General features: G+C 64.8%; 20 protein-coding genes and 2 tRNA genes. 13 read left to right on the top strand and 9 right to left on the bottom strand.

All coding sequences use genetic code 11. From position 1 onward, the window contains the following. From VF992_03410 to VF992_03395, 4 genes are all read left to right on the top strand, one after another. The coding region (locus tag VF992_03410; protein HEX9340204.1) for a phosphoserine phosphatase at positions 1-780 on the top strand (780 nt) is incomplete at its 5' end. Between the two features lie 418 nt (positions 781-1,198). Then, entirely contained in the window at positions 1,199-2,542 is a 1,344-nt protein-coding gene (locus VF992_03405; protein HEX9340203.1) for a signal recognition particle protein Srp54, read from the top strand. 82 nt (positions 2,543-2,624) lie between these two features. Beyond that, the gene (locus VF992_03400; protein ID HEX9340202.1) at positions 2,625-3,254 is read left to right on the top strand and encodes a DUF47 family protein; all 630 of its coding nucleotides are present in this window, start codon (positions 2,625-2,627) and stop codon (positions 3,252-3,254) included. A 59-nt stretch (positions 3,255-3,313) separates the two neighbouring features. Beyond that, positions 3,314-4,558 (top strand): inorganic phosphate transporter, encoded by a 1,245-nt coding sequence (locus VF992_03395; protein ID HEX9340201.1) that lies wholly within the window; start codon positions 3,314-3,316, stop codon positions 4,556-4,558. A 108-nt stretch (positions 4,559-4,666) separates the two neighbouring features. Here VF992_03395 and pcn read toward each other — a convergent pair whose 3' ends face one another. From pcn to VF992_03380, 3 genes are all read right to left on the bottom strand, one after another. Further along, positions 4,667-5,422: a proliferating cell nuclear antigen (pcna) gene (gene pcn, locus VF992_03390; GenBank protein ID HEX9340200.1), complete on the bottom strand. Its 756-nt coding sequence runs from the start codon at positions 5,420-5,422 to the stop codon at positions 4,667-4,669. A gap of 117 nt (positions 5,423-5,539) precedes the next feature. Then, a complete protein-coding gene (locus VF992_03385) occupies positions 5,540-5,854 on the bottom strand; it encodes a transcription factor S (protein ID HEX9340199.1) in 315 nt (104 codons plus the stop codon). Positions 5,855-5,922: 68 nt separating this feature from the next. Then, positions 5,923-7,053 carry a hypothetical protein gene (locus tag VF992_03380; protein ID HEX9340198.1) on the bottom strand — a complete coding sequence of 377 codons (1,131 nt, stop codon included), beginning with the start codon at positions 7,051-7,053 and terminating at the stop codon, positions 5,923-5,925. A 214-nt stretch (positions 7,054-7,267) separates the two neighbouring features. Between VF992_03380 and VF992_03375 the strand changes: the two genes are divergently transcribed. Together VF992_03375 and VF992_03370 are read left to right on the top strand one after the other, a co-directional pair. Next, positions 7,268-7,612 carry a hypothetical protein gene (locus tag VF992_03375; GenBank protein ID HEX9340197.1) on the top strand — a complete coding sequence of 115 codons (345 nt, stop codon included), beginning with the start codon at positions 7,268-7,270 and terminating at the stop codon, positions 7,610-7,612. Between the two features lie 97 nt (positions 7,613-7,709). Then, positions 7,710-8,609: a hypothetical protein gene (locus VF992_03370; protein ID HEX9340196.1), complete on the top strand. Its 900-nt coding sequence runs from the start codon at positions 7,710-7,712 to the stop codon at positions 8,607-8,609. 12 nt (positions 8,610-8,621) lie between these two features. On the opposite strand, the gene VF992_03365 is transcribed toward VF992_03370, so the two are convergent. Then, entirely contained in the window at positions 8,622-8,957 is a 336-nt protein-coding gene (locus tag VF992_03365; protein HEX9340195.1) for a cupin domain-containing protein, read from the bottom strand. A 58-nt stretch (positions 8,958-9,015) separates the two neighbouring features. Then, on the bottom strand, positions 9,016-9,474 hold the full coding sequence (locus tag VF992_03360) for a flavin reductase family protein (protein ID HEX9340194.1): 459 nt from the start codon (positions 9,472-9,474) through the stop codon (positions 9,016-9,018). A 192-nt stretch (positions 9,475-9,666) separates the two neighbouring features. Between VF992_03360 and VF992_03355 the strand changes: the two genes are divergently transcribed. Next, complete coding sequence (locus VF992_03355; protein ID HEX9340193.1) at positions 9,667-10,125, top strand: DoxX family protein; 459 nt, start codon at positions 9,667-9,669, stop codon at positions 10,123-10,125. A gap of 67 nt (positions 10,126-10,192) precedes the next feature. On the opposite strand, the gene VF992_03350 is transcribed toward VF992_03355, so the two are convergent. Both VF992_03350 and VF992_03345 read right to left on the bottom strand, forming a co-directional pair. After that, positions 10,193-10,303: transfer RNA gene (locus tag VF992_03350), tRNA-Tyr, on the bottom strand. Between the two features lie 56 nt (positions 10,304-10,359). Next, positions 10,360-10,433, bottom strand: a tRNA-Phe gene (locus VF992_03345). A gap of 249 nt (positions 10,434-10,682) precedes the next feature. Here VF992_03345 and VF992_03340 point away from each other — a divergent pair. The 6 genes from VF992_03340 (at position 10,683) to VF992_03315 (ending at position 18,639) form a co-directional block, all read left to right on the top strand. Beyond that, a complete protein-coding gene (locus VF992_03340; GenBank protein ID HEX9340192.1) occupies positions 10,683-12,098 on the top strand; it encodes a M20/M25/M40 family metallo-hydrolase in 1,416 nt (471 codons plus the stop codon). 173 nt (positions 12,099-12,271) lie between these two features. After that, positions 12,272-13,270: a hypothetical protein gene (locus tag VF992_03335; GenBank protein ID HEX9340191.1), complete on the top strand. Its 999-nt coding sequence runs from the start codon at positions 12,272-12,274 to the stop codon at positions 13,268-13,270. A 34-nt stretch (positions 13,271-13,304) separates the two neighbouring features. After that, a complete protein-coding gene (locus VF992_03330; protein HEX9340190.1) occupies positions 13,305-14,936 on the top strand; it encodes a type II/IV secretion system ATPase subunit in 1,632 nt (543 codons plus the stop codon). Continuing rightward, complete coding sequence (locus VF992_03325; protein HEX9340189.1) at positions 14,929-15,966, top strand: type II secretion system F family protein; 1,038 nt, start codon at positions 14,929-14,931, stop codon at positions 15,964-15,966. Before VF992_03330 ends, VF992_03325 begins: the two co-directional genes overlap by 8 nt. A gap of 3 nt (positions 15,967-15,969) precedes the next feature. Beyond that, positions 15,970-16,890 (top strand): type II secretion system F family protein, encoded by a 921-nt coding sequence (locus tag VF992_03320; protein ID HEX9340188.1) that lies wholly within the window; start codon positions 15,970-15,972, stop codon positions 16,888-16,890. A 9-nt stretch (positions 16,891-16,899) separates the two neighbouring features. Then, positions 16,900-18,639, top strand: coding sequence for a type II/IV secretion system ATPase subunit (locus VF992_03315; protein HEX9340187.1), 1,740 nt, complete (start codon positions 16,900-16,902; stop codon positions 18,637-18,639). Between the two features lie 8 nt (positions 18,640-18,647). Here the strand turns inward: VF992_03315 and VF992_03310 are convergent, their stop codons facing one another. After that, entirely contained in the window at positions 18,648-19,772 is a 1,125-nt protein-coding gene (locus VF992_03310) for an MFS transporter (GenBank protein HEX9340186.1), read from the bottom strand. 241 nt (positions 19,773-20,013) lie between these two features. Continuing rightward, positions 20,014-20,743: zinc ribbon domain-containing protein (locus tag VF992_03305; protein HEX9340185.1), on the bottom strand; the 730-nt coding region annotated here is incomplete at its 5' end.

Here is a 20,743-nt window from a genome sequence, read left to right as displayed (position 1 = left end):
AAGACGCGGGAATGGGTCGAGAAGCGGGATGCGCTGAACGCCCAGGTGCGGGCCCTCGTCGACGAGGCGACCCAGCATCGGATCCTGCGGGACGAGTTGAACGGCCAGGTCAAGGCGGCGAAGGAGGAGCGGGACAAGTTCAACCGACGGGTGAACGAGCTCCAGGACGCGCTGTCGGACCTGAAGCGCCGGAAGATGCCCCGCGGCGCCGTGCCGCTCGGGAAGCTCCAGCAAGAACTCAAACGGCTCGAATTCCGGCAGATGACCTCGGTGCTCAGCGTGGACAAGGAACGGGCGCTGATCGAGGAAATCCAGCGACTCCAGGGCGAGGTGAAGAAGCTCGAGAAGTCCCTCGAAGAGAACGAGGACGTGCGGACGATGCGGGATGAGCTCCGTTCCGGGCGGGAGCGGGCGGAGGACGCGCACAAGCGCGTCTCGGAACTCGCGGAGAAGGCGCAGGAGGAGCACGACCGCATGACGGCGCTGTACGAGCAGAGCGACGAGCTCCGACGGGAGGCGGATCATGCGCAGGAGGAGTTCATCAAGACGAAGATGCTCGCCGACGAGGAGCACCGCAAGCACATCGAGCGCATCCGCCAGGTCCACGACTACGACAAGATCATCCACGGGATCTGGATGAAGAGCCGCGGGATGCCCGCGGAGGCGACGGTCGAGGTGGACGCGAGGCGGGAGGCGGAGATGATCTTCGAGCGGTTCAAGAAAGGCGAAAAGCTGTCGACCGAGGACCTCATGACCCTCCAGAAATCCGGCTACCTGTAGCGTCGCGAGCGCAGGGTCGGCTCTCGGAGGGAGCCGCGGAAACGGTCCGATCGGCGGGGGCATCCGTTGCCGTTGTCTATCCGGCGGATCCGGTCCTCCGGGCTCGGCGGGACGATGGGGTCCGGGGGTCGGCCGAGTCCACTTTACAAAGTGTTAAATACGGCACCGAGAATACATTGCCGGGGGAATTTTGGGCTAGTTCGTTAGAGTGCATCCCATCCCTTCTGACAAGGCTAGCCCTCCCTTCCCTTTTTGATCCGATTCGCTTCGTACAGCCCATCCGCCGCGTTCTCGGTGCTCCCCCGGTCCGGACGTCTCCCGGAGGGCTGACCGCGTGCATCGAATTGATAGCTTTCGGTGGAATCCCGCGAAGCCGCTCGGTCAACCTTAAGTCCCGAGGCCTCCTTGGCATGCGGCGATGGTCCTCGAGAAGCTCGGCGACTCCCTCCGGGCCGCACTCCGCAAGATCGCGGGCGCGAGCTACATCGACGAGTCCCTGATCAAGGAGATCGTCCGCGACATCCAGCGATCGCTCATCCAGGCGGACGTGAACGTCCAGCTCTCCCTCTCGGTCACGAGGGAGCTCCATCGGCGTGCGCTGGAAGAGAAGCCGCCTCCGGGCATGAGCCCCCGCGAGCACGTCGTCCGGATTATCTACGAGGAACTCGTCAAGATCCTCGGGACGAGCCGGGACGTGCCGCTGCAGAAGCAGCGGATCCTGCTCGTCGGGCTGTACGGCCAAGGCAAGACGACCACCGCGGGGAAGCTCGCGAAGTACTTCCAGAAGAAGGGGCTGTCCGTCGGCCTCGTCGCGGCGGACGTTCACCGACCGGCCGCGTACGACCAGCTCAAGCAGCTCGCCGCCCAGATCAACGCGGGCTTCTACGGCGATCCGGCCGCGAAAGATGCGGTCAAGATCGCCAAGGCGGGCGTCAAGGCGCTCGAGGCGATCGACGTGATCGTCGTCGACTCGTCCGGTCGGCACGCGCTCGAACCGGATTTGATCAAGGAGATCGAGTCCGTGGGCAAGGCCGTCCAAGCCGACGAGAGGCTCCTCGTCCTCGATGCGACCGTCGGGCAGCAGGCCGGGCCGCAGGCGAAGGCGTTCCACGACGCCGTCGCGATCACCGGCGTCATCGTGACCAAGCTCGATGGGACCGCGAGAGGCGGCGGTGCGCTCTCCGCGGTCGCGGAGGTGAAGGCCCCGATCGTCTTCATCGGGGTCGGGGAGAAAATCGACGACCTCGAGAAGTTCGAGCCGCCTCGGTTCATCTCGCGGCTCCTCGGCATGGGGGACCTCGAGACCCTCCTCGAGCACGCGCAGGAAGCGATCGACGCGCAAAAGGCCGAGGCGCTGACGAAGAAGATCATGGCGGGCAAGTTCACCCTCCACGAGATGTACGAGCAAATCGAGATGCTCACGGACATGGGCCCGATGCGCAAGCTCGCCTCCTTGATCCCCGGCGTCGCGGGCAAGATGAAAGAAGCGGACATGGAATCCACGCAGGCCCGCCTACACCGGTTCAAGATCATCATGGACTCGATGACGGACGAGGAGATGACGGAGCCGAAAAAGGTGAAGTCGTCCCGCGTGCAGCGGATCGCGCGAGGCGCCGGCGTCTCGCCGCGGGAAGTGAAGGAACTCTTGCGGAACTACGAGACGTCCCGCAAGGCGATCAAAGGCTTCGCGGGCAATCGCAAGATGCGGAAGCAGCTGCTCGCGCAGCTCGAGGCGTCAGGCGTCAACATGGGCGAATCGTGAGACCCGGCGACGGCGCCGGCCTCGCGGCAATATCTTAATGAGGAACTCGACCGTACGCCGCCACGGGCCACGAGGTGATGCGGTGGGTTTGAAGGAGTGGATCATCCCTCAAGAGCGGCAGTTCTTCGATCTCCTCGAGAAACTCGCCGCGACCGTCGACGAGGGCGCGCTCGCGTTGAAGGACGTGTTGCACAACTTCGACGACGTCCAGGCCAAGTGCCGAAAAATCAAGGGCATCGAACACTGGGGAGACGAGACCACGCACGATGTGTTCGAAGAGCTGAACAAGACCTTCATCACCCCGATTGACCGGGAGGACATCCAGGCGTTGGCTTCCTCGCTCGACACGATCCTCGATATGATCGAGGCGGCGGCAAGCCGGATCGCCCTTTATGAGATCGATCGACCGACCAAGGCGATGGTGGACCTCGGCGATGTCATCGCGGACGCGACGCACCTCCTGAAGGACGCCGTCGGCATGATCCGCCACATGAAACGGGCCCGCGACGTGGAGCGGATTGCAATCGAGGTCCACCGCCTCGAGAACGTCGCAGACGACCTCATGAACAACGCAGTGGCCGCCCTGTTCCGCGAGAAGGACCCGGTGCGAATCATCAAGTTCAAGGAGATCACCGAGGTGCTCGAGCAGGCGACGGACGAGTGCGAGGACGTCGCGAACGTCCTCAGCGACATCGTCGCCAAGAACCAGTGACGCGCCGAGGTCGCTCCGATGTCCCCCCAGGCCGCAATCCGGGGAGGCCGCGGTACCCGATGAGCGACCTCCTCGCTCTCCTCGTCATCGCGATCCTCGTCGTGTTCTGCTTCGACTTCTTCAACGGCTTCCACGACGCGGCGAATGCGATCGCGACGGTGGTCGCGACGAAGGTCCTGACACCGACAAAGGCGGTCGCGATGGCCGCGGTCGGCAACTTCGTCGGCATGGTCTTCATCACGAACGCGATCGCGGAGACAATCGGAAAAGGGATCATCGACACGAGCGTGCTTGGCGTCGGCGCGGGCTCAATGACCGAGACGCAAATCCTCCATGCCATGGCGGTGATCATGGGAGGCGTCGTGGGGGCGATCGTCTGGGACCTCCTCACATGGCTCTGGGGGCTCCCGACGTCGAGCAGCCACGCTCTGATCGGAGGCCTCATCGGATCGACGATCGTCGCGGCGGGCGTCGGCGCGGTCTTCCTGCCGAGCGCGGAGAACATCATGCTGTTCCTAGCCTTCACGGGGGTCGCATTTGTAAGCGGCGCCGCGGCCTTCAGCGTTTGGAGCATCCTCCGGCACAACCGGCCTTCGGCCGGGACGGTCCTCCTCGCGGGGCTCTGCGTGGGCCTCATCCCCGCGGTCCTCCTCGCGAAAGTCCTGCTGAAAGGGCTCGTGCAGGTCGTCGTGTTCATGGTGGCCGCTCCCCTGTTCGGCCTCGTCTCCGCCTTCGGGCTCTCCGTCGCCGCGATCTGGGTGTTCCGCCGGTCCACGCCGACGAGGGTGAACCATGAGTTCAAGCGGCTTCAGCTCCTTTCGAGCTTTTTCTACAGCGTGACCCACGGGACGAACGATGCACAGAAAGGGATGGGCATCATCACGCTCATTCTCCTCGTGGCGGCGATCGGGCCGCCGTGGGGGCCCGCGACGGGAGAGTTCCGCGTCCCCTTCTGGGTGATCCTCGGGGCCCACGCGTCAATCTCCCTCGGCACGTTCTTCGGCGGGTGGCGGATCGTCCGGACGATGTCGCAGCGGGTGACGGCCCTCCGGCCGTGGCAGGGGTTCTCCGCGGAGACCGGAGGCGGCATCGCCCTCGCGACCACCGCCCTCGCGGGCATCCCGGTGAGCACGACCCACGTGATCGCATCGGCCATCATGGGTGTCGGGGCGACGAAGCGTCTGTCCGCGGTCCGATGGGGCGTCGCTCGCCGAATCGTCTGGGCGTGGATCATCACGATCCCCGCCTCTGCGGGCGTGGGGATGGCCGCGTATGCGCTCCTGCGTCTCGCGTTCGGCGTCTGACCCTCGGGTGATCCGTCGATTCCGACGCTTGGCCGATGTTCGACGGCTCGCCGTGCGGGGGCATCGTTCGGTTTGATGCTGCGGGCCCGCGGTGTCCCCTACGAGCCTCTAATCGGACGACTCGATCCGAGGCGCGAGGAGAAAGCGCACATCGCCCTTGCCGCCCGCGATCTTGAACTCAATCTTGACGGGATAGTCGGACCCGAGGTACAGCGTCACGTTCGGCGCGGAGCTGATCGCCTTCACCATGTTCGAAAAGTAGTCGAGCGGGAACAGGGACCGGACCGCTTCCTTCGCCTGCAGCTCCTCGAGGAGGTCCTTCGCGACCATATGGGACACGTTGTCGGTGTCACCCTCCGACGCGATCTCGAATCCGTCCGGCGACGCCTTGAGCGCAATGTGGTCGCTGATACTTTCCGAGGCACGGATCGCCTGGCGCAACTCGTCCGTCCGCACGACGACCTTCGCGGGGAGGTTCAGGCTCGGCACCTTCGGGTCGCTCATGCCCGCGGTGTCGACGAGGGCCATCCGCCGGGTCGTGTTGCCGACCGTCACGACGAGCCGGTTCTTGTCCTCGTCGTGGCTCACGGAGATCGTCTCGCCGGCCTTCGCCAGACGCAGGATCTCCTTCATCTTGTCCATGTCGATCCCGAGCTCGCCTTCGTCCGCCTTGAACGCCTCGAAGGCCCCTCGGTCGAGCGAGAGATCGACCATCGCGACGTGCGCGGGGTCGACGGCCTTGACGATGACGGAGTCCTTGCCGACGTTGAATTTCGCCTCATCGACGAGCGTCGATACAACGTCGACGATCTCCTTGAGAACGTCCGCCTTGACCTTGGCCTCGAACAATTCGCGCTCCCCCATGAATTTCGGTCCGCAATCCTATCGACGATTATAAAGGTTCCCGGGCCTTCGGCCCGCCGCGTCGTTCCGGTCGCGCGGACGCACGGCCCCGGGACCGGATGCTCGGCAGACAATCGCTCAGTATTCTCGCCACGTGTGCCCGCATTTCACGCACCGGTAGATCCGCGTTGTCGGCTCGTCCGCCGCGCGCGTCTGCCGCATCACCCAGAACGCCTCGTAGTGACCGCACTTCGGGCACTCGACGCGCGTCTTCGGGAGCGTCTCCGTGATCTCGTCGAGGACGAGCGTCTCCGCGGGCTTCTCCTTCCCCGCGCGCGCGACTGGCGCGACGTTCGAATCCTTGCCCGACAGGGACCGCTCGTACCCGCACGAGTTGCAATGCACCCTCCCCTTCGTGGGGAACATGAGCGAGCCGCATTTCGGACAGAACATTCGGGGCGGATAGAGTCAGAGGACCGTTCGGTAAAAAAGTTGTCGCTCGCAACTCCGCGAATCGAAATTCAGTGCTCGTAATTCTTCAGCGCGCGCTCGACGAATCGCTGAATCGCGCGCTCCTCCGCTTGGCTTCGGAGCCGCGCAGGGCGACTCTCCCGTTCGCGCGGCTCATCGTCCTCGTCTTCGTCCGGCTCCTCGCGGGCGCGGTGATGGCGGGCCCGCCGATCGTCTTCGTGGACGCGACCGGAGCGATGCAGGTGCACCTCGACGACCTCGCGCTCGTCGTCCTCTTCTTCCTCGTCGTCGTCCAGACGACGACGGAGGCGGGTCGCGTGCCGACCGCCCTGCGTGTCGAGCACTTCCGCCGGGACTTCGCGATAATCATCGAAGCGGTCCAAGCGCCCGCGATGCCGCCGACGGGCTTCGGGGACGACGATGGGGCGTGCGTGGCCGCGGGCGCGCGCCCGGATCGGGTGCCGCGATCGGACGACCTCCTCGTCGTCATCGTACGGCTCTTCCTCATCGTCGACGTACGGCCGTGCGCCGAGGATCGGTTGCACGAGATTCACGCCGACCGAAGATCCGGTGCCGGAGCCGAACGTCAGCTCCCGTCGCGTCTGCTCCGCGATCAAGCCGCCGATGTACGCGAAGATGATGACCATGAGGTAGCCGTTCGTCCCCATGCCGAACGTCGTGGTCAGGGCCTGGACGAAGCCTTGCATGTACGCGACCATGAACTCCTTGTACGGCAGGAGGAACGGCAGGATGCTCGAGACCGCGTCGCTCAGGACCAGCGGGATGGAGCCGACGAAGTCGATCTGCCGGGACGCGAAGTTATGCGCGTACGCCGCGTTCGCGACGTAGATCGTGAGGACGGGCAGGAGCGCCGCCGTCACGCCTTTCATCGGGGAGCCGGAGCGACGTCCGCCGACGAAGCCCGCAATCATCGGGCCGGCCGGCTGGACCCACCACAGCAGGAACGAGAGGATGAGGATGATCCGGGAGGACGACCAGAAGGAGAACGGCGGCCCGTCGCCGTGGAACCGGCTCGCCTCTCCGTCCACTTCGATCCGGTAGACGCCGGGACGATGGCTCTCCCGCATCCCCTTCGACGTGTGCCGGCGGCGGGGCGGATTGCGTTCCTCCGCCCTCCGATCGGTCCGGAGCGGCCAGAGGAGCCAACGAAGGAGTCCCATGCCCATCCCACCAAGGCCCGCCAGTCGGACCTTTGTCTGACGGCTTTCAACGGCCGCGAGCGTATTAATAGATTTGTCGCGGGGACGACTTGACAAACGGCGCGCGGAAGCGCATGCGTCTCCCGCTCGGCACGCCGACGGTTCGCCACGTATTCGTTCGAGAGATACGCACGGGACGACCTTTAAATTCGACAAGCCCTCTCGACGCCGTGCGATGGCGGACCCGTGGGTCTTCCTCCTCGCCGGCGCGTCGCTCGTCTTGCTCGGTTTCGCGGCGGCGCAGATCTTCGATCGGTTCCGCGTTCCAGACTACTTCATCCTGATGGCGCTGGGGCTCCTCCTCGGATCCGGGCTCCTCCCCCTCGGCGCCCTCGATCCGCGCGCGTCCCTCGCCTCCGTCGCCCCGATCCTCACCAGCGTCGCGCTCGCCTTCATCTTGTTCGAGGGAGGGCTCGTCCTCCATGTGCGGGGGATGGGCGGGATCTGGGCGGTCACTGCGGCGCATACGGCCGCGGCGATGGCGCTGTCGATCGCGGGCACATGGCTGGTCGCCACCTAGCTACTGCAGCTCTCCTCGACGACCGCTATCATCCTCGCCCTGGCATTTTGCGGGCCGAGCGCGACGATTGTTCTGAGCGTCCTGCCCCGAAGCGGGGGTGGAGACGCGCACGCGTTTCACGCTCACGGTCGAGGGGGTGATGGGGAACATCGTCGCGACGATCCTGGTCCTCCTGCTCGTCCGCCTTCCGACCGATCCCGCCGGCTCGTTGGCGTGGGCCCCGTTCCTCATGGATGTCGGCGCGACCGTGATCGTCGCGTACCTGGTGGGGGAAGGGTGGTCAAGAGCGGTCCGCGGTCCGCGGCCCCGGAGTTTCGCCTTCATGACTTCGGTCGCGCTCGCCGTCTTCCTGTACGCCGTGGGGGAAGGGTTGCTCGGCGGCAATGGCGGCCTCGCCGCGTTCGTGTTCGGGCTCGTCCTGGGCCACCGACGCGTCCTGCTCGCCCCGCAACCTGGGGCGCCGGGGTCCCGAGGCCTCCAAGAGTTCCACCGCGAACTCGTGTTCCTTCTGCGCACGTTCTTCTTCCTCTACCTCGGACTCCGCGTCACCCTCTCAGGCATCACGGAGACCGTCTTATTCGGCGCGATCGCGTTCGGGCTGGTCTTCTATCTCTCCCGGCTGCCCTCCTCGATCGGCCTCGCGCGAGTCTGGAGACTGCCTCCCTTAGACGCCGGCATCTTGCGGGCGACCGTCGGCCGGGGCATGACGGACACGGTCCTCATCCTCTACGCCATCGAAATCGGCGTGATTGGGCCTACCGAAGCGTCGTTCGTCACGGACCTGCTGTTCCTCATCATCGTGGTGGCCGCAGCGTTGTCCGCCGCCCTCGTCATGACAGCGGAGCGGACGGCCCGCGCGGTCGCAGTCCGCCGACCGGCGGTCCCCCAAGTTTTCGCGGCAACGGGGGAACCTTCGCTCTCAGTCCCGGAACAAGTCGACCGCGCGCTCGCACGGTTCCTCGACGATCCGCTCGTGAAGCGCGGCCGCGTCGACTGACGACTCCGCGGCTCACGACTTCCGCGCTCGGTACCGGTTCGGATCGTCGAAGAAATCGATGACCCTCACGCCCGCCTTGAGCTTCGCCGAATGAGGGACTCCGGCCGGCACGAAGTACTCCTCCCCGGGCGCCAGGACGCGCGTCTTCCCTCCGATCGTCAAGAGGAGCTCGCCCGCGACGACGATTCCCCACTGGGCACCGTGAGCGTGTTCCGGCACCTCGGAGTCTTGCATCGCCTCGACGAACGTGACGCAGGCGGTTGGCCCTTGCAACAGGCGGAGCGTAATACCACGCAGCGACGCTTCCGCCTCGGGAAGTCGGCGGACGATCTCCGGAAATCCGGCCATGGCGTCGGGAATGGAACCGCGGTTCTTGAACTCCGAGGGCGGCGCGATCGGGAGTGACTCAGCCGCCGTAGTGCCACTTCAGGCCATCGAGGGGCATCAGCTTACCGCGCCCTTGGTGGACCTCGACGATTTCCGCAAGGGCGATCCGATGGTCCCCGCGGTCCAAGATGTCGACGGTCTTGCACTCAATCCAGCCTGCGCCGCCGTTCACCACGGGCAGGCCGGAGGGGGTGTAATCCGTCTTGACCTTCTCGAACGAGCCATCGACGACGCTCTCCGCGATCTCCTTCATGCCGTCCGCGAGGAATGAGACCGCGAACGCCTTCGATCGGCGAACGTGAGCCAGCGTACGGCTGTCCTCGGAGAGCGCGAACGCGACGAGCGGCGGCTTGAACGACGTCTGCATCAGCCACGTGCCGAACATCAAGTGGTCCGACCCCTCGTCCGTCTTCGTCCCGACGACGTATGCGCCGTATGGAATCATCTGCAGGACGGCCTTCTTCGCCTTCTTGTCCATCGACCCACCGCCCCGCCCATTGCGTCCGCGAGTAATGAATTCCGCGGCAACCGGTCGGCCGGCAAGCCCCGTCCCGAGTGCCGCTGAAGCGAAAAGACCATAAGGGTCGGCCGTTCAAGTGGAAGTCGCGCATCCTCGAGGAGGCGGATCCGCACGGTTTGGTTCCCTGGATCGACCGATGTGGCGGCTCTCGTGCTCCGAGTCTTCCTGGGGGCCATCATGATGGTCCACGGGTTCCCGAAGGTCTTCGATTCCGAGAAACGCACTCAGACGATCGCGTACATGGAGCGCCTCGGAGTCCCCGCCCCACTGACCTTGACGGCCGGCGCCCTCGAATTCTTTGGGGGGCTGGGGCTCGTCGTGGGTTTCCTCACGCAGGTGGCGGCGACGTTCATCGCTCTGGAGATGGTCGGCACGACGATTCTCTCCCGGACCAAAATGGGCAAGAAGCTCGTCCTCGGATACGAGCTGGACCTCTCCTACCTGGCCACCGCCGTAGCGCTCGTCTTCCTCGGCGCCGGGGCGTGGTCCCTCGACGGCGCCCTCGGGATCGTCGTGGCCCCGTTGTGGCTCGCGGTGGCCGTCGCGCTTGTTGCCGTCCTTGCGTCCCTATGGCTCAAGACGGAGCGAGCCGAGGGACGACGAAGATAATCCCGCCTACCTCGCGAGGTCACCCTCGCCGCATCGCGGACATCCTGGCGGAGTGGAAATAAGGAGATCCCGCCTCCCGGATTTGAACCGGGGGCCTGATGATGGCAGCGGGCACCGCGCACGTGTGCACGGGAGCGCTCTACAGTCACCCGCTCTGACCAGGCTGAGCTAAGGCGGGACGGCCGACGAAGGATCCGCGCGGTAAAAAGGTTGCTGCACATCCACCGGAGAAAGTGCCGCGGGCCGGGCTCGAACCGGCGACTTCGAGATCTTCAGTCTCGCACTCTCCCAAACTGAGTTACCGCGGCGTGCGCGGACCATCAGGCTGCAGGAGAAATAGTTTTCCGCGAACCGCCGGAACGGTCGGGTCAGTGGACCTGCAGAGGCATCGAACCAACCGGAACCGGCGCTCGAAATCGCGGAGCAAAATGCCGACGTAGATCAGGTACAAAGCCCTCGCCTCGCGGTCTTCGGGACGCCATTCGAGCACGACGTCGGACGCGATGCGGCCCTCGAACGCGTGAAACCTTATCCGATGACGCACGTTGCCAACTCCGATGCAGCGACCCGCTCCGGACGAAGTCTACCGCGCCTTGGAGTCGCGCTTTCCGCAAGCGCTCGAATCCACGCGGGCCTTGCTTCGCCAACCGTCCGTCAGTGCGACGGGCGAGGGCGTCCAGGATTGCGCCGAGACGGTCCGCGCGATGATGGCGGAAATCGGGTGCAAGACCCAGATGTGGTCGAGAGGCGGCCATCCGCTCGTGATCGGCGAGCTCGATGTCGGCGCCCCGGTGACGCTCGTCGAGTACGAGATGTACGACGTCCAGCCGGTCGGCGATCTGAAGGCTTGGACATCACCGCCGTTCGCGGCGGAGATCCGGCAGGTCCCCGAGGTCGGCGAGGCGATCATCGCCCGAGGCGCCACGAACTCGAAGGGGGCCCTGTCGAATCACCTCTTCACGTGGAAGACGATCCGCGACGTCGACGAGATGCCCGTGAACCTGAAGATCCTCGCCGAGGGCGAAGAGGAGATCAGCAGCGCGAACTTCATCGAGTTCATCCGGACGCACCGACGCGAGCTCCGAGCGGACGGCGCATTCGCGAACGACTACTCGGAAGACCTGCGCGGCGTGCCGACGATCTACCTGGGCGTGAAGGGCTGTCTCTACCTCACGATCTGGTCCCGCGGCAACCCCCAAGCCGGGGGCCCGATGGACAGCGAGATCCACAGTTCGAATGCGGTGTGGATCGGGTCTCCCGTCTGGCGGCTCCTGCAGGCTTTGAACACGCTCGTCGACCGGGACCAGCGGCCGGTGATCGACGGCATCTGGGACGACGTCGTGCCGCCGACGAAGAGGGACATCGCGATGATCAAGGCGCTCGCGAAGCGGTTTGATCCGAACGCGTGGCTGAAAGAGGAACGAACGGCGAAGTTCAAGTACGACCGGCCGAAGGACAAGCTCCTTCGGACCTACCTGTTCGAGCCGACCGTCAACATCTGTGGCATCTACTCCGGGTACATCGACCACGGCGGCACGAAGACGGTCCTGCCGCACGAGGCGTACGCGAAGATCGACATCCGGCTCGTGAAGGACATGACGGTCGATGGCACCCTCCGGAAGCTGGGGGCCCACCTGAAGAAACGGGGTTTCGGAGACCTCCGGATCGAGGTGCACGGGCCGTACGGCCCCGCGAAGACCGATCCGGACTCGTGGATCGTGAAGGCGGCGATCGAGGCGGTCGAGTCGCACGAGAAGGATCCGGAGATCTGGCCGTCGAGCGGGGGCACGATGCCCGCGTTCGCGTTCGACGAGTACCTGAAGCTGCCGTGGGTCTCGACGGGCCTCGGACACGGATCCCGAGCCCACGCGCCGAACGAATACGCGTCGATCGAGGGGATGAAACGGTTCATGGCGGGCGAGGCGTCGCTCGTCTACGCGGCGGCGCGTCGGCGGTCGAAACGGGCCCGCTGAACCGTCCGACCGTCTCGAAAAATGAGGTCGAAATTCGCCGTCAAAATGAAGGCCCATTTCATGGAGAAAATCGACGTATTCTCAAGGTCAGCTTTTCAGCGCGACACCTATAAATAGCGTCACCCGGGATGGGCCGACAGAATGTATACGGAGGATTCTCCTCGGGTGAATCCATGCGTGTTCTGATCCGCGAGCTTCGGTCGGATGAACGGGGGGTCGCCTCGACGGTCGGCACGATCATGGCGCTCCTCGTCTTCCTCACGTTCCTCAGTTTGATCGTCAACCAGTACGTCCCCGTGTGGATGAAAGACTCCGAGGCGTCGCACATGAACAACGCCCTCGGACAGTTCGGCACCGTCAAAGGGTCAATCGATCTGCAAACCCTCGCGGCCCAGTCGGCCCGGAACGCGGGCACGTTCTACATCCCCACGACCGCATCGTCCGCCGTCGGCCTCGGGGTCGATGGAGTCCCCATCTTCGCCGCCCCCACACTCGGCATGCTCCAGTCGAGCCCCGATTCGGGCGCGTTCACCGTCCAGTTCAACTATGTGATCCGGGGGGTCAGCACCCCCGTCCGCGAGCAGTCGAATGGCACGATCGACCTGGACGTTGCGAACCGATACTACGTGCCGCAGCGTATCGCCTATGAGAACGGCGCCGTGATCCGTTACCAGAACGACGGCCAGGTCATCCGGGCCCAGCCGACATTCGCCGTCGTCAAGACGAACACTTCGCTCGACATCTCGTTCGGGCTCGTCAGCCTCTACGGCGCAGGCTCGATCACCGGCACGAGCACGGAGGTCGTGAACACGCAGGTGTTCTCGTTCGATCGACAGGACTACAGCGGCTTCGCGAGCAACGCGGTCGTCTGGATCAACCATACCTCGAGGTATGGACTGGCGTGGTACGCGTTCTTGAACCAGACCCTCGCGGACGCGTTGAAGCTGGGCGGCACCTACACGTCGACGCCGCTCGACCAGTCCTTCACGGCGAAGATCGGGCTCCTGACGGTCTACAAGATCACTTCGAGCTTCAATCCGACGACGAGGCTGTACACGTTGCGGCTCGAGATCCACAACAACGCCCTCGTGATGCCCCTGAGCGTCTTCCGCCTTCAGCACGCGCAGGTCCAGGTCGGCGTCGGAGAGAACACGCAGAACGTGCAGTTCTGAGGGGGGACCACACACGCCGAAGCAACGAAAGGTCATGATGCCGAGAGGCGCGATCCAGCAGAAGGCGGAGTGGTCCGGGACGCGAGGATCGTATCTCACCCGGATCCCGAACCTCACGCGCGACACCCTCGAGGAGATTGAGGTCTTCCCGATCCGCGAGCCGCTCACCTACTCCCGCGTCGTCTACGACCACGACCGGTCGGAGTATGTCTACGAGGTCTGGGAGCCGCAGCTCGACGCGCGGGAGAAGGAGTTCCTAGACATGATCAAAGACTCCCTGAACCGCACCCTCGAGTACGAGTGGGACAAGATGGCGGAGAAGGACAAGAAGGAGTACCTCCAGGAGGCGGTCGACTCGTTCATCAAGTCCCGCGGCCTGCGCCTCGAGCCCGCCTCGAAGGACAAGATCGTCTACTACATCATCCGCGACTTCGTCGGATATGGTCCCGTGGACGTCCTCATGGCCGACCTGCGGATTGAAGACGTCTCCTGCGACGGCACCGGCATCCCGCTCTTCATCTTCCACCAGAAGTTCGAATCGATCAAGACGAGCGTCATCTTCGATGACGACGACGCTCTGAATTCGTTCGTGGTCATGCTCGGCCAGCGCTGCGCCAAACAGATCTCGGTCGCGAATCCAATCCTCGACGGCACGTCGGTCGAGGGCCACCGCGTCCAGGCGACGTACAGCCACGAGGTCACGACCCGCGGCTCCTCGTTCACGATCCGGCGGTACAAGGAGAAGCCCTTCACGCCGACGGAGCTCGTGAAGTTCGGCACGGCGAGCGCGGAGATGGTCGCGTACCTCTGGGTCGCGGTCGAGAACGGCAAATCCATGATGGTCTGCGGCGGCACCGCGAGCGGGAAGACGGCGACGCTCAACAGCGCGGGCCTCTTCATCCGGCCGGGCGCGAAGATCGTGTCGATCGAGGACACGCGGGAGATCAACCTGCCCCACGAGAACTGGATCCCCGGCACGACGCGATCCGGCGTCGGCGAGCGCGGAGCCGACGGCAAGGCAGGCGGCGAGATCGACATGTACGACCTCGTGCGCGCGGCGCTGCGGCAGCGGCCGAACTACATCCTGGTAGGAGAGGTCCGCGGCGCGGAGACCTACACGATGTTCCAGGCGATGGCGACGGGCCACCCGACCATGTCGACGATGCACGCGGACTCGGTCAAGTCGATGGTCAACCGGCTGGAGAACCCGCCGATCAACACGCCGCGTATCCTGCTCACCGCCCTCAACTTCGTCATCATCCAGACGCACGCGCGAATCGGCGATTCGATCGTCCGGCGCATCAAGCAAGTCGTCGAACTCGTCGGGTTCGAGCCGGAGACGAACGAGCTGATCACGAACACGGTGTACGAGTGGGATGCGGCGACGGACACGTTCGTATACAAGGGGCACTCGTTCCTCTTCGACGAGATCATGGAAATGAAGAACATGACCCACGAGGAGATGGAAGCGGAGTTCCAGCGCCGAATCGACATTGTCAACTACATGGTCCAGAAGGGGATGGTGGACTTCCGCGAGATCGCGAAGATCGTCGTCCAGTACTACCAATATCCGGAAGAGACGGCGAAGCGCCTCCGCGACGAGATGGGCTGGGCCGATCACGGCGCCATGAAGGCCGTCGAAGCGGGAGGTGAGACCGTTGGGTAGCTCCGCCTTTGAGAAACTCGAGACCCGCGGCACGCTCACGAAGACGAAGCGATTCCGCCCCGGCGAGGAGGCCGGCAAGGGCCACCACATGGTCAAGCTGCCGAAAGGCGCGAAGCCAGTGAACGTGAGCCTTTCGCCGAAGGAGCAGGTCGCCTGGCGGATGTTCGGGAAATTCGTTCAGACCCGGAAACGGGACGATACCGAACTCGAGGACAACCTACTCAGCGCACACATCCGGCTGCGGCCCGAGGAGTACCTGGCCGTCGCCTGGATGAACACGACGTTCGCCGCGGTCGGGGCCGTCGTGGCGGCGTTCATCGCCTCGATCTTCCTGTTCATCCTCCGGATCGACATCATGACCCTGGTCATCACCCTCGGCCTCGTCGCTGCGCTGCCGATCTTCTTCTCTTCCATGTACTACTTCGGGCTCCCGGTCGGGTACCACGGCAAGGCGGCCTCCATGGCGAAGAAGCGCGGCCGGAAGATTGACAAGAAGATCTCCGGCGCCATGTCGTTCATCTCCGCGATGGCCTCCGCCGATGTGCCCGTGGACGTGATCTTCAAGGAACTCTCGAAGCAGACCGTCTACGGCGAGGTCGCCAAGGAGGCGGAATGGATCACCCGAGACACGGAGCTCCTCGGCGTGGACATCCTGACCGCCATCCGGAAGGCGGCCCAGCGCTCCCCGTCCTCGAAATTCCAAGATTTCCTGCAAGGCGTGGTGACGACGTCCACGAGCGGCGGCCAGCTCAAGCCGTACTTCCTCGTGAAGGCGGAGCAGTTCGAGAAAGAAGACCGCCTCGGGATGCGGCAGAGGATGGAGACGCTCGGGATGCTCGCCGAGTCGTTCGTGACCGTCGTGGTGGCCTTCCCCCTGTTCCTCGTGGTGATCATGGCCATCATGGCACTCATCAGCAAGACCGGCTCAGGGTTCGTCCTCCTCCTATTGTACGTCGTCGTCGGCCTTATGATTCCGATGAGCCAGTTCGGTTTTATCTTCGTCATCTGGAACATGGAACAGGAGAGCTGACACATGGCGAACGTGGAACTCGAGAAGGCCCGTGTGCGGCTGAACGAGAAGGCGGACCGGCGCCAAGCGATCATCGCCCTCAGCTCGGTGCTGCTCGTCCTCTTTGGCTTCGTCGGATTCCTCAACCTGATCAACTCGGTGAACCTGGGCTTCCGCGCGGATCAATCGCCCGCGGAGCGCTTCATCTATTGGATGGTCGTCGGAACCCTCGGGTTCATCGGTCCGTACGGGTTCTTCCTCGCGAAGAAGCAGCGGGAGATCAAGCTGATCGAGCGCCGCCTCCCAGACTTCCTTCGCGACGTGGCGGAGGCCGGGCGGTTCGGCATGACCCTCGCTGAGGCCATCGTGGTCTCCTCGGGAGGGCGCTACGGCAAGCTCACGCCGGAAATCAAGAAGATGGCGGCCCAAATCAGCTGGGGCGTCCCGGCGACGGAGGCGCTCCGTCTCTTCTCGGAGCGCGTGAAGACCCCCATGGTGCAGCGGGTCATCGCGATCATCGTGAAGTCGTCTGACGCGGGGGGCGATGTCGCCGACGTCCTGACGATGGTCAGCCACGACACGAAGGAGAACCAGCTGACGGAAGACGAGCGGCGGATCGCAATGTCCACGTACATCGCGGTCATCTACATCTCGTTCATGGTGTTCCTCGTCACGATCTGGATCTTGAACGTGACGTTCCTGCCGAAGATGCTCGAGGCGAGCAACGCCTTGGGCCAGACAGGGACGGCCGTGGCGAGCCCCTTGGCAACGGACTTGGTTGGCGTCGTGGCGAGCATCCGCCTCGCGTTCTTCATCGCAATAATCGTGCACGGCCTGGGTGATGGCATCCTCGCGGGAGTCCTGGACACCGGCAGCATCCCGAACGGACTGCGCCACAGTTTCGTCATGCTGCTAATCGGGTTCGTAGCGTTCCTGATCATCTGAGGTGACCGAATGGCCCAATCGATGCAGGAAGAGTACGCGGGGCAGAGCGAGCCAGCCGGCGCGCAGGCAGCGAAGCAGAAGAAGCCGACGCGCAAGGCGTTCGACTCCGCGAAGCGACGTTACTTGAGCAAACTGCTCGGCGAGAAGGGCGTGAAGGTCAAGGCGCCGAAGGTGAGCAGCATCGAGGAGACGACCCTCGGCAAGATCACCACGATCCCGAAGATCGTCCGACGCAACATGAACGAGATCGAGATCCAGCCGATCCTGAAGAACTTCTCCTACGTCCGGATCCTGTACGACACGATGGCGAACGAGTACTTCTACGAGGCGATCGAGCCGAAGCTCCTCGAGGAGGAATCGGAGCTGCTCGAGGTCTTGAAGGAGATCCTCGTCGAGAATCTCGAGATGCTCGACGATGCGGACAAGGAGCAGAAGCAGAACTACCTCCGGCGGATCGTCGACGGCCTCTTACGGGAACTCGGGGTCGAGCTGAACCCGGTGTCGAAGGAGCGCGTCATGTACTTCGTGTACCGGGACTTCATGCGGTACGGGCCGATCGACGTCGTCATGACGGACGTCCAAGTCGAGGACGTCTCCTGCGACGGCGTGAACGTGCCGTTCTACATCTACCACCGCAAGTACGGCTCCATCCCCTCGAACCTGAAGTTCGACAATGCGGAGGAGCTCGACTCGTTTGTGATCTGGCTCGCCCAGCGGTCCGGCAAGCACATCTCCGTCGCCAAGCCCATGCTCGACGCGACGATTCCCGACGGCTCGCGACTTCAGGCGACCCTTGGGATGCACGTCACGAAGCGCGGTTCCTCGTTCACGATCCGGCGGTTCCGGGAGAACCCTTTCACCCCGCTCGACCTCGTGCGATTCAAGACGATGTCGCCCGAGATGATGGCGTACATGTGGCTCGCGATCGAGAACGGGCAGTCGATGCTGATCTGCGGCGGCACCGCGTCGGGCAAGACGACGACGCTGAATGCGATCCTCCTGTTCATCCCGCCCCAGATGAAAATCGTGTCCATCGAGGACACGCGCGAGCTGAACTTGCCGCACGAGAACTGGGTGCCCCTCCTCACGCGCGCGGGCTTCGGCGGCAAGTCGCACGTCACGGGCAAGCCCGCAGGCGAGATCGACATGTTCGACCTCCTGACCGCCGCCCTCCGGCAGCGACCGCAGTACATGATGATCGGTGAGGTCCGTGGGCCCGAGGCGTTCGTGGTGTTCCAAGCGATGGCCACCGGCAAGTCCGCTTACACGACGTTCCACGCGGACGACGTGCAGGCGATGGTCCACCGGCTCGAGAACGATCCGATCAACCTGCCGCGCGCCCTCGTGGCGGCGCTCGATATCGTCCTGCTGCAGGCGCAGGTGAAGGTCGGGACGGACATGACCCGCCGCGTCAAGGCGATCGTCGAGGTCGTCGGCACGGACCCGGAGTCGAACGAGCTGATCACGAACTCCGCGTACACCTGGAACCCGGCGGATGACACGTTCAACTACTCCGGCCACTCGTACGTCTACGAGAAGATCTCCCTCGCGCGGAACTGGAACCAGCGGCGGATGGAACAGGAAGTCAAGCGCCGTCTGGATCTCTTCGACTACATGAAGCGGATGGAGATCAAGAACTACCGCGACGTCGCGAAGATCGTCTCGTCGTACTACCGGGACCCGGACGGCATGATCAAGATCGTCCGAGAGACGCTGCAGGCGCAGGGCGTCGCCCTGCCCGCATCGTAAGATCCCGCCTACGACGATCGCGCGCCGCGCACTCCGAGGGACATGCCTCCGGAGACGGCCAGGCACGCTCCGAGCACCGCGAAGAGGCTCGCCGCGGCGTTTTGGGCGAGCATCCAGCCCGCCAGCACGGCCCCGAGTGAGCCGACGCCGAAGACGCTCAAGAACGCGAATCCGAAGGCGAGGCCACGGAGGGGGCGCGGGGCCTCGCGCGTGACGAGAGTGTTTTGGAGCGGCTCAAGAGAGAATAGGACGAAGCCGAACGCCAGCGCTGCCACGGTGAAGGCGCCGGATGCCGGGAGGAGCGCAAGGGCGAGCAGAATGCCCGCCGCGACCAAGCTCAGGCCGAACAGGATGCGGTCCGGACGCGTTCGGTCCGCCAACGTGCCCGAGAGGATCTGGCCGATCGCGCCGAGGCCGAGCGCAACGGCGAAGACCCTCGCACCCACGAATCGCGGCAGGAACGTCAGGCCGCCCTGGTAGGCGAACCCTGCGAACATGTAGACGAGCAAGATCCGGACGTACGGGAGCGTGAAGAGTCCGCGCAGGGCCCTCCGTGGATCCGCCAATGGCTCGGCGGCCGTCGAGGGAAGCCGCTGGGCCAGCAGGAGCGCCGTCGCGATGAGCGGGGGCACGATGAGCGCGCCCGCGGCCAAACGCCATGACCCGCCGAACGCGAGCACGGCGCCAACCGCCGCGGGGCCCGAGGCGATCCCGACGCTCCCGCCCATCCCGTGCCAGCCCATTCCGCGACCCTGCTCGAGGACGGTCCGCGAAATCACGGACAGCCCCGTAGGATGGTAGATTCCGGAGAACATCCCGAGCGTCCCGAGTCCGATCGCGAGCGTTGGAATGGACGGACTCACGGTGATCCCGGCAAGAGACGCGGCCGTCCCGAGACCGCAGAGGACGAGCAGCCGCTGTGGCAACTGGCGATCCGCCAAGAATCCGAACGGCACGCTGCCGATGCCGTATCCGCCGTACGCGATCGACGCGAGCAAACCCAAAGTCACGTCGTCCGCCTGGAACTCGGTGCGCCATGCGAGGAGGAAAACCGGAATCGCCAAGACGTTCGCATGGACCGCGCCATGGAGGAACGCGAGGAGGGCCACGACCCTCCGATCCTCCTGCCGCATCCCCCGCCGCATCGCGCGGGCCCATAAAGGACTTCGCCTGCGTCACACGGCCGCGACGGCGGCGATCGAACCGGGGACCTCGAGGGCGAGGCTCACGATCAGGAGCGCGACGATCCACGCGGCGCGAGGAAGCTCCACGGAGCAGCGGAGGGACCGGCAGGTCCATCGTCTTTCCGGATTCGTGCGGGACACGCCGAACCGCAGGACGCCCGTAGCGCGCTTTGACCGCAAGGAGGCCGACTCACAGGTCGTCTTCCGAGGACTTCTCGCCACTCGACTGGCTCTCGGAGCCCTGATCTTCCTGTTTCTCGACCGTCTTCTTGATGATCCTCCGTTGGACGACCGGTTGCGCGGACACCGGCTTGCGGATCACGCGGCGCGGGATGACCTCCGTGCCAGCAGGAGGTGCGGCGGCGGGAAGCGCAACGGGCGCGGCCTGGGAGCCTGAAGGCGCTTCCGACGATGCCGCCGCGGGAGCGGCGGGACGCCGCGCCGTTGGCGTGACCACCGCGACGCCTCCGCCGCCACCGCCGGGCGGGCGCTGGTCCCGCATGAGCGAGCCGCACTTGTGGCACACCTTGGCCGTCACCGAGTTCAAGGTGCCGCACACGGGACAGGGCCTCGACCCCATCTTCCGCATCTCCTCTTCCTCCCGGAGCCAGTCTTCAAACGTCACGAACGTGGGCTGTTTGCGCCACCACTCCTGGAACTCGCGGTCGGACAGGGACCGGCCGAGCTGGCGGGACGCCTCGTCCCTGAGCTTGCCAACGACCTCGTCGTACTGCACACGCATCTTCTCCTGGTAGCCCGCCATCTCCACCTGCCCGGTCGCGAACTCGACGCCGCACTCCGGACACTGTTTCACGTCGACGGGGATCCACGCCTGGCAGTTCGAGCACTTCGCCATGTCCTTCTCGAACTCGACGCCGCACTTCGGGCACGTCGTCGCGTCCTCGGCGATGAAGGCGCCG

The sequence above is a fragment of the Thermoplasmata archaeon genome (genome assembly GCA_036395115.1).
In the GTDB taxonomy this organism is placed as follows: Archaea; Thermoplasmatota; Thermoplasmata; order RBG-16-68-12; family RBG-16-68-12; genus RBG-16-68-12.
This window is presented reverse-complemented; position numbering and strand designations above follow the sequence as displayed.

What these genes read in the sequence shown, in the direction of transcription:
- VF992_03360 (HEX9340194.1), bottom strand. Translation starts at nt 9,474, where the DNA reads ATGGACAAGAAGGCGAAGAAGGCCGTCCTGCAGATGATTCCATACGGC.
- pcn (HEX9340200.1), bottom strand. Translation starts at nt 5,422, where the DNA reads ATGGGGGAGCGCGAATTGTTCGAGGCCAAGGTCAAGGCGGACGTTCTC.
- VF992_03335 (HEX9340191.1), top strand. Translation starts at nt 12,272, where the DNA reads ATGCGTGTTCTGATCCGCGAGCTTCGGTCGGATGAACGGGGGGTCGCC.
- VF992_03315 (HEX9340187.1), top strand. Translation starts at nt 16,900, where the DNA reads ATGGCCCAATCGATGCAGGAAGAGTACGCGGGGCAGAGCGAGCCAGCC.
- VF992_03405 (HEX9340203.1), top strand. Translation starts at nt 1,199, where the DNA reads ATGGTCCTCGAGAAGCTCGGCGACTCCCTCCGGGCCGCACTCCGCAAG.
- VF992_03375 (HEX9340197.1), top strand. Translation starts at nt 7,268, where the DNA reads ATGGCGGACCCGTGGGTCTTCCTCCTCGCCGGCGCGTCGCTCGTCTTG.
- VF992_03380 (HEX9340198.1), bottom strand. Translation starts at nt 7,053, where the DNA reads ATGGGACTCCTTCGTTGGCTCCTCTGGCCGCTCCGGACCGATCGGAGG.
- VF992_03320 (HEX9340188.1), top strand. Translation starts at nt 15,970, where the DNA reads ATGGCGAACGTGGAACTCGAGAAGGCCCGTGTGCGGCTGAACGAGAAG.
- VF992_03340 (HEX9340192.1), top strand. Translation starts at nt 10,683, where the DNA reads ATGCAGCGACCCGCTCCGGACGAAGTCTACCGCGCCTTGGAGTCGCGC.
- VF992_03365 (HEX9340195.1), bottom strand. Translation starts at nt 8,957, where the DNA reads ATGGCCGGATTTCCGGAGATCGTCCGCCGACTTCCCGAGGCGGAAGCG.
- VF992_03330 (HEX9340190.1), top strand. Translation starts at nt 13,305, where the DNA reads ATGATGCCGAGAGGCGCGATCCAGCAGAAGGCGGAGTGGTCCGGGACG.
- VF992_03310 (HEX9340186.1), bottom strand. Translation starts at nt 19,772, where the DNA reads ATGCGGCAGGAGGATCGGAGGGTCGTGGCCCTCCTCGCGTTCCTCCAT.
- VF992_03395 (HEX9340201.1), top strand. Translation starts at nt 3,314, where the DNA reads ATGAGCGACCTCCTCGCTCTCCTCGTCATCGCGATCCTCGTCGTGTTC.
- VF992_03385 (HEX9340199.1), bottom strand. Translation starts at nt 5,854, where the DNA reads ATGTTCTGTCCGAAATGCGGCTCGCTCATGTTCCCCACGAAGGGGAGG.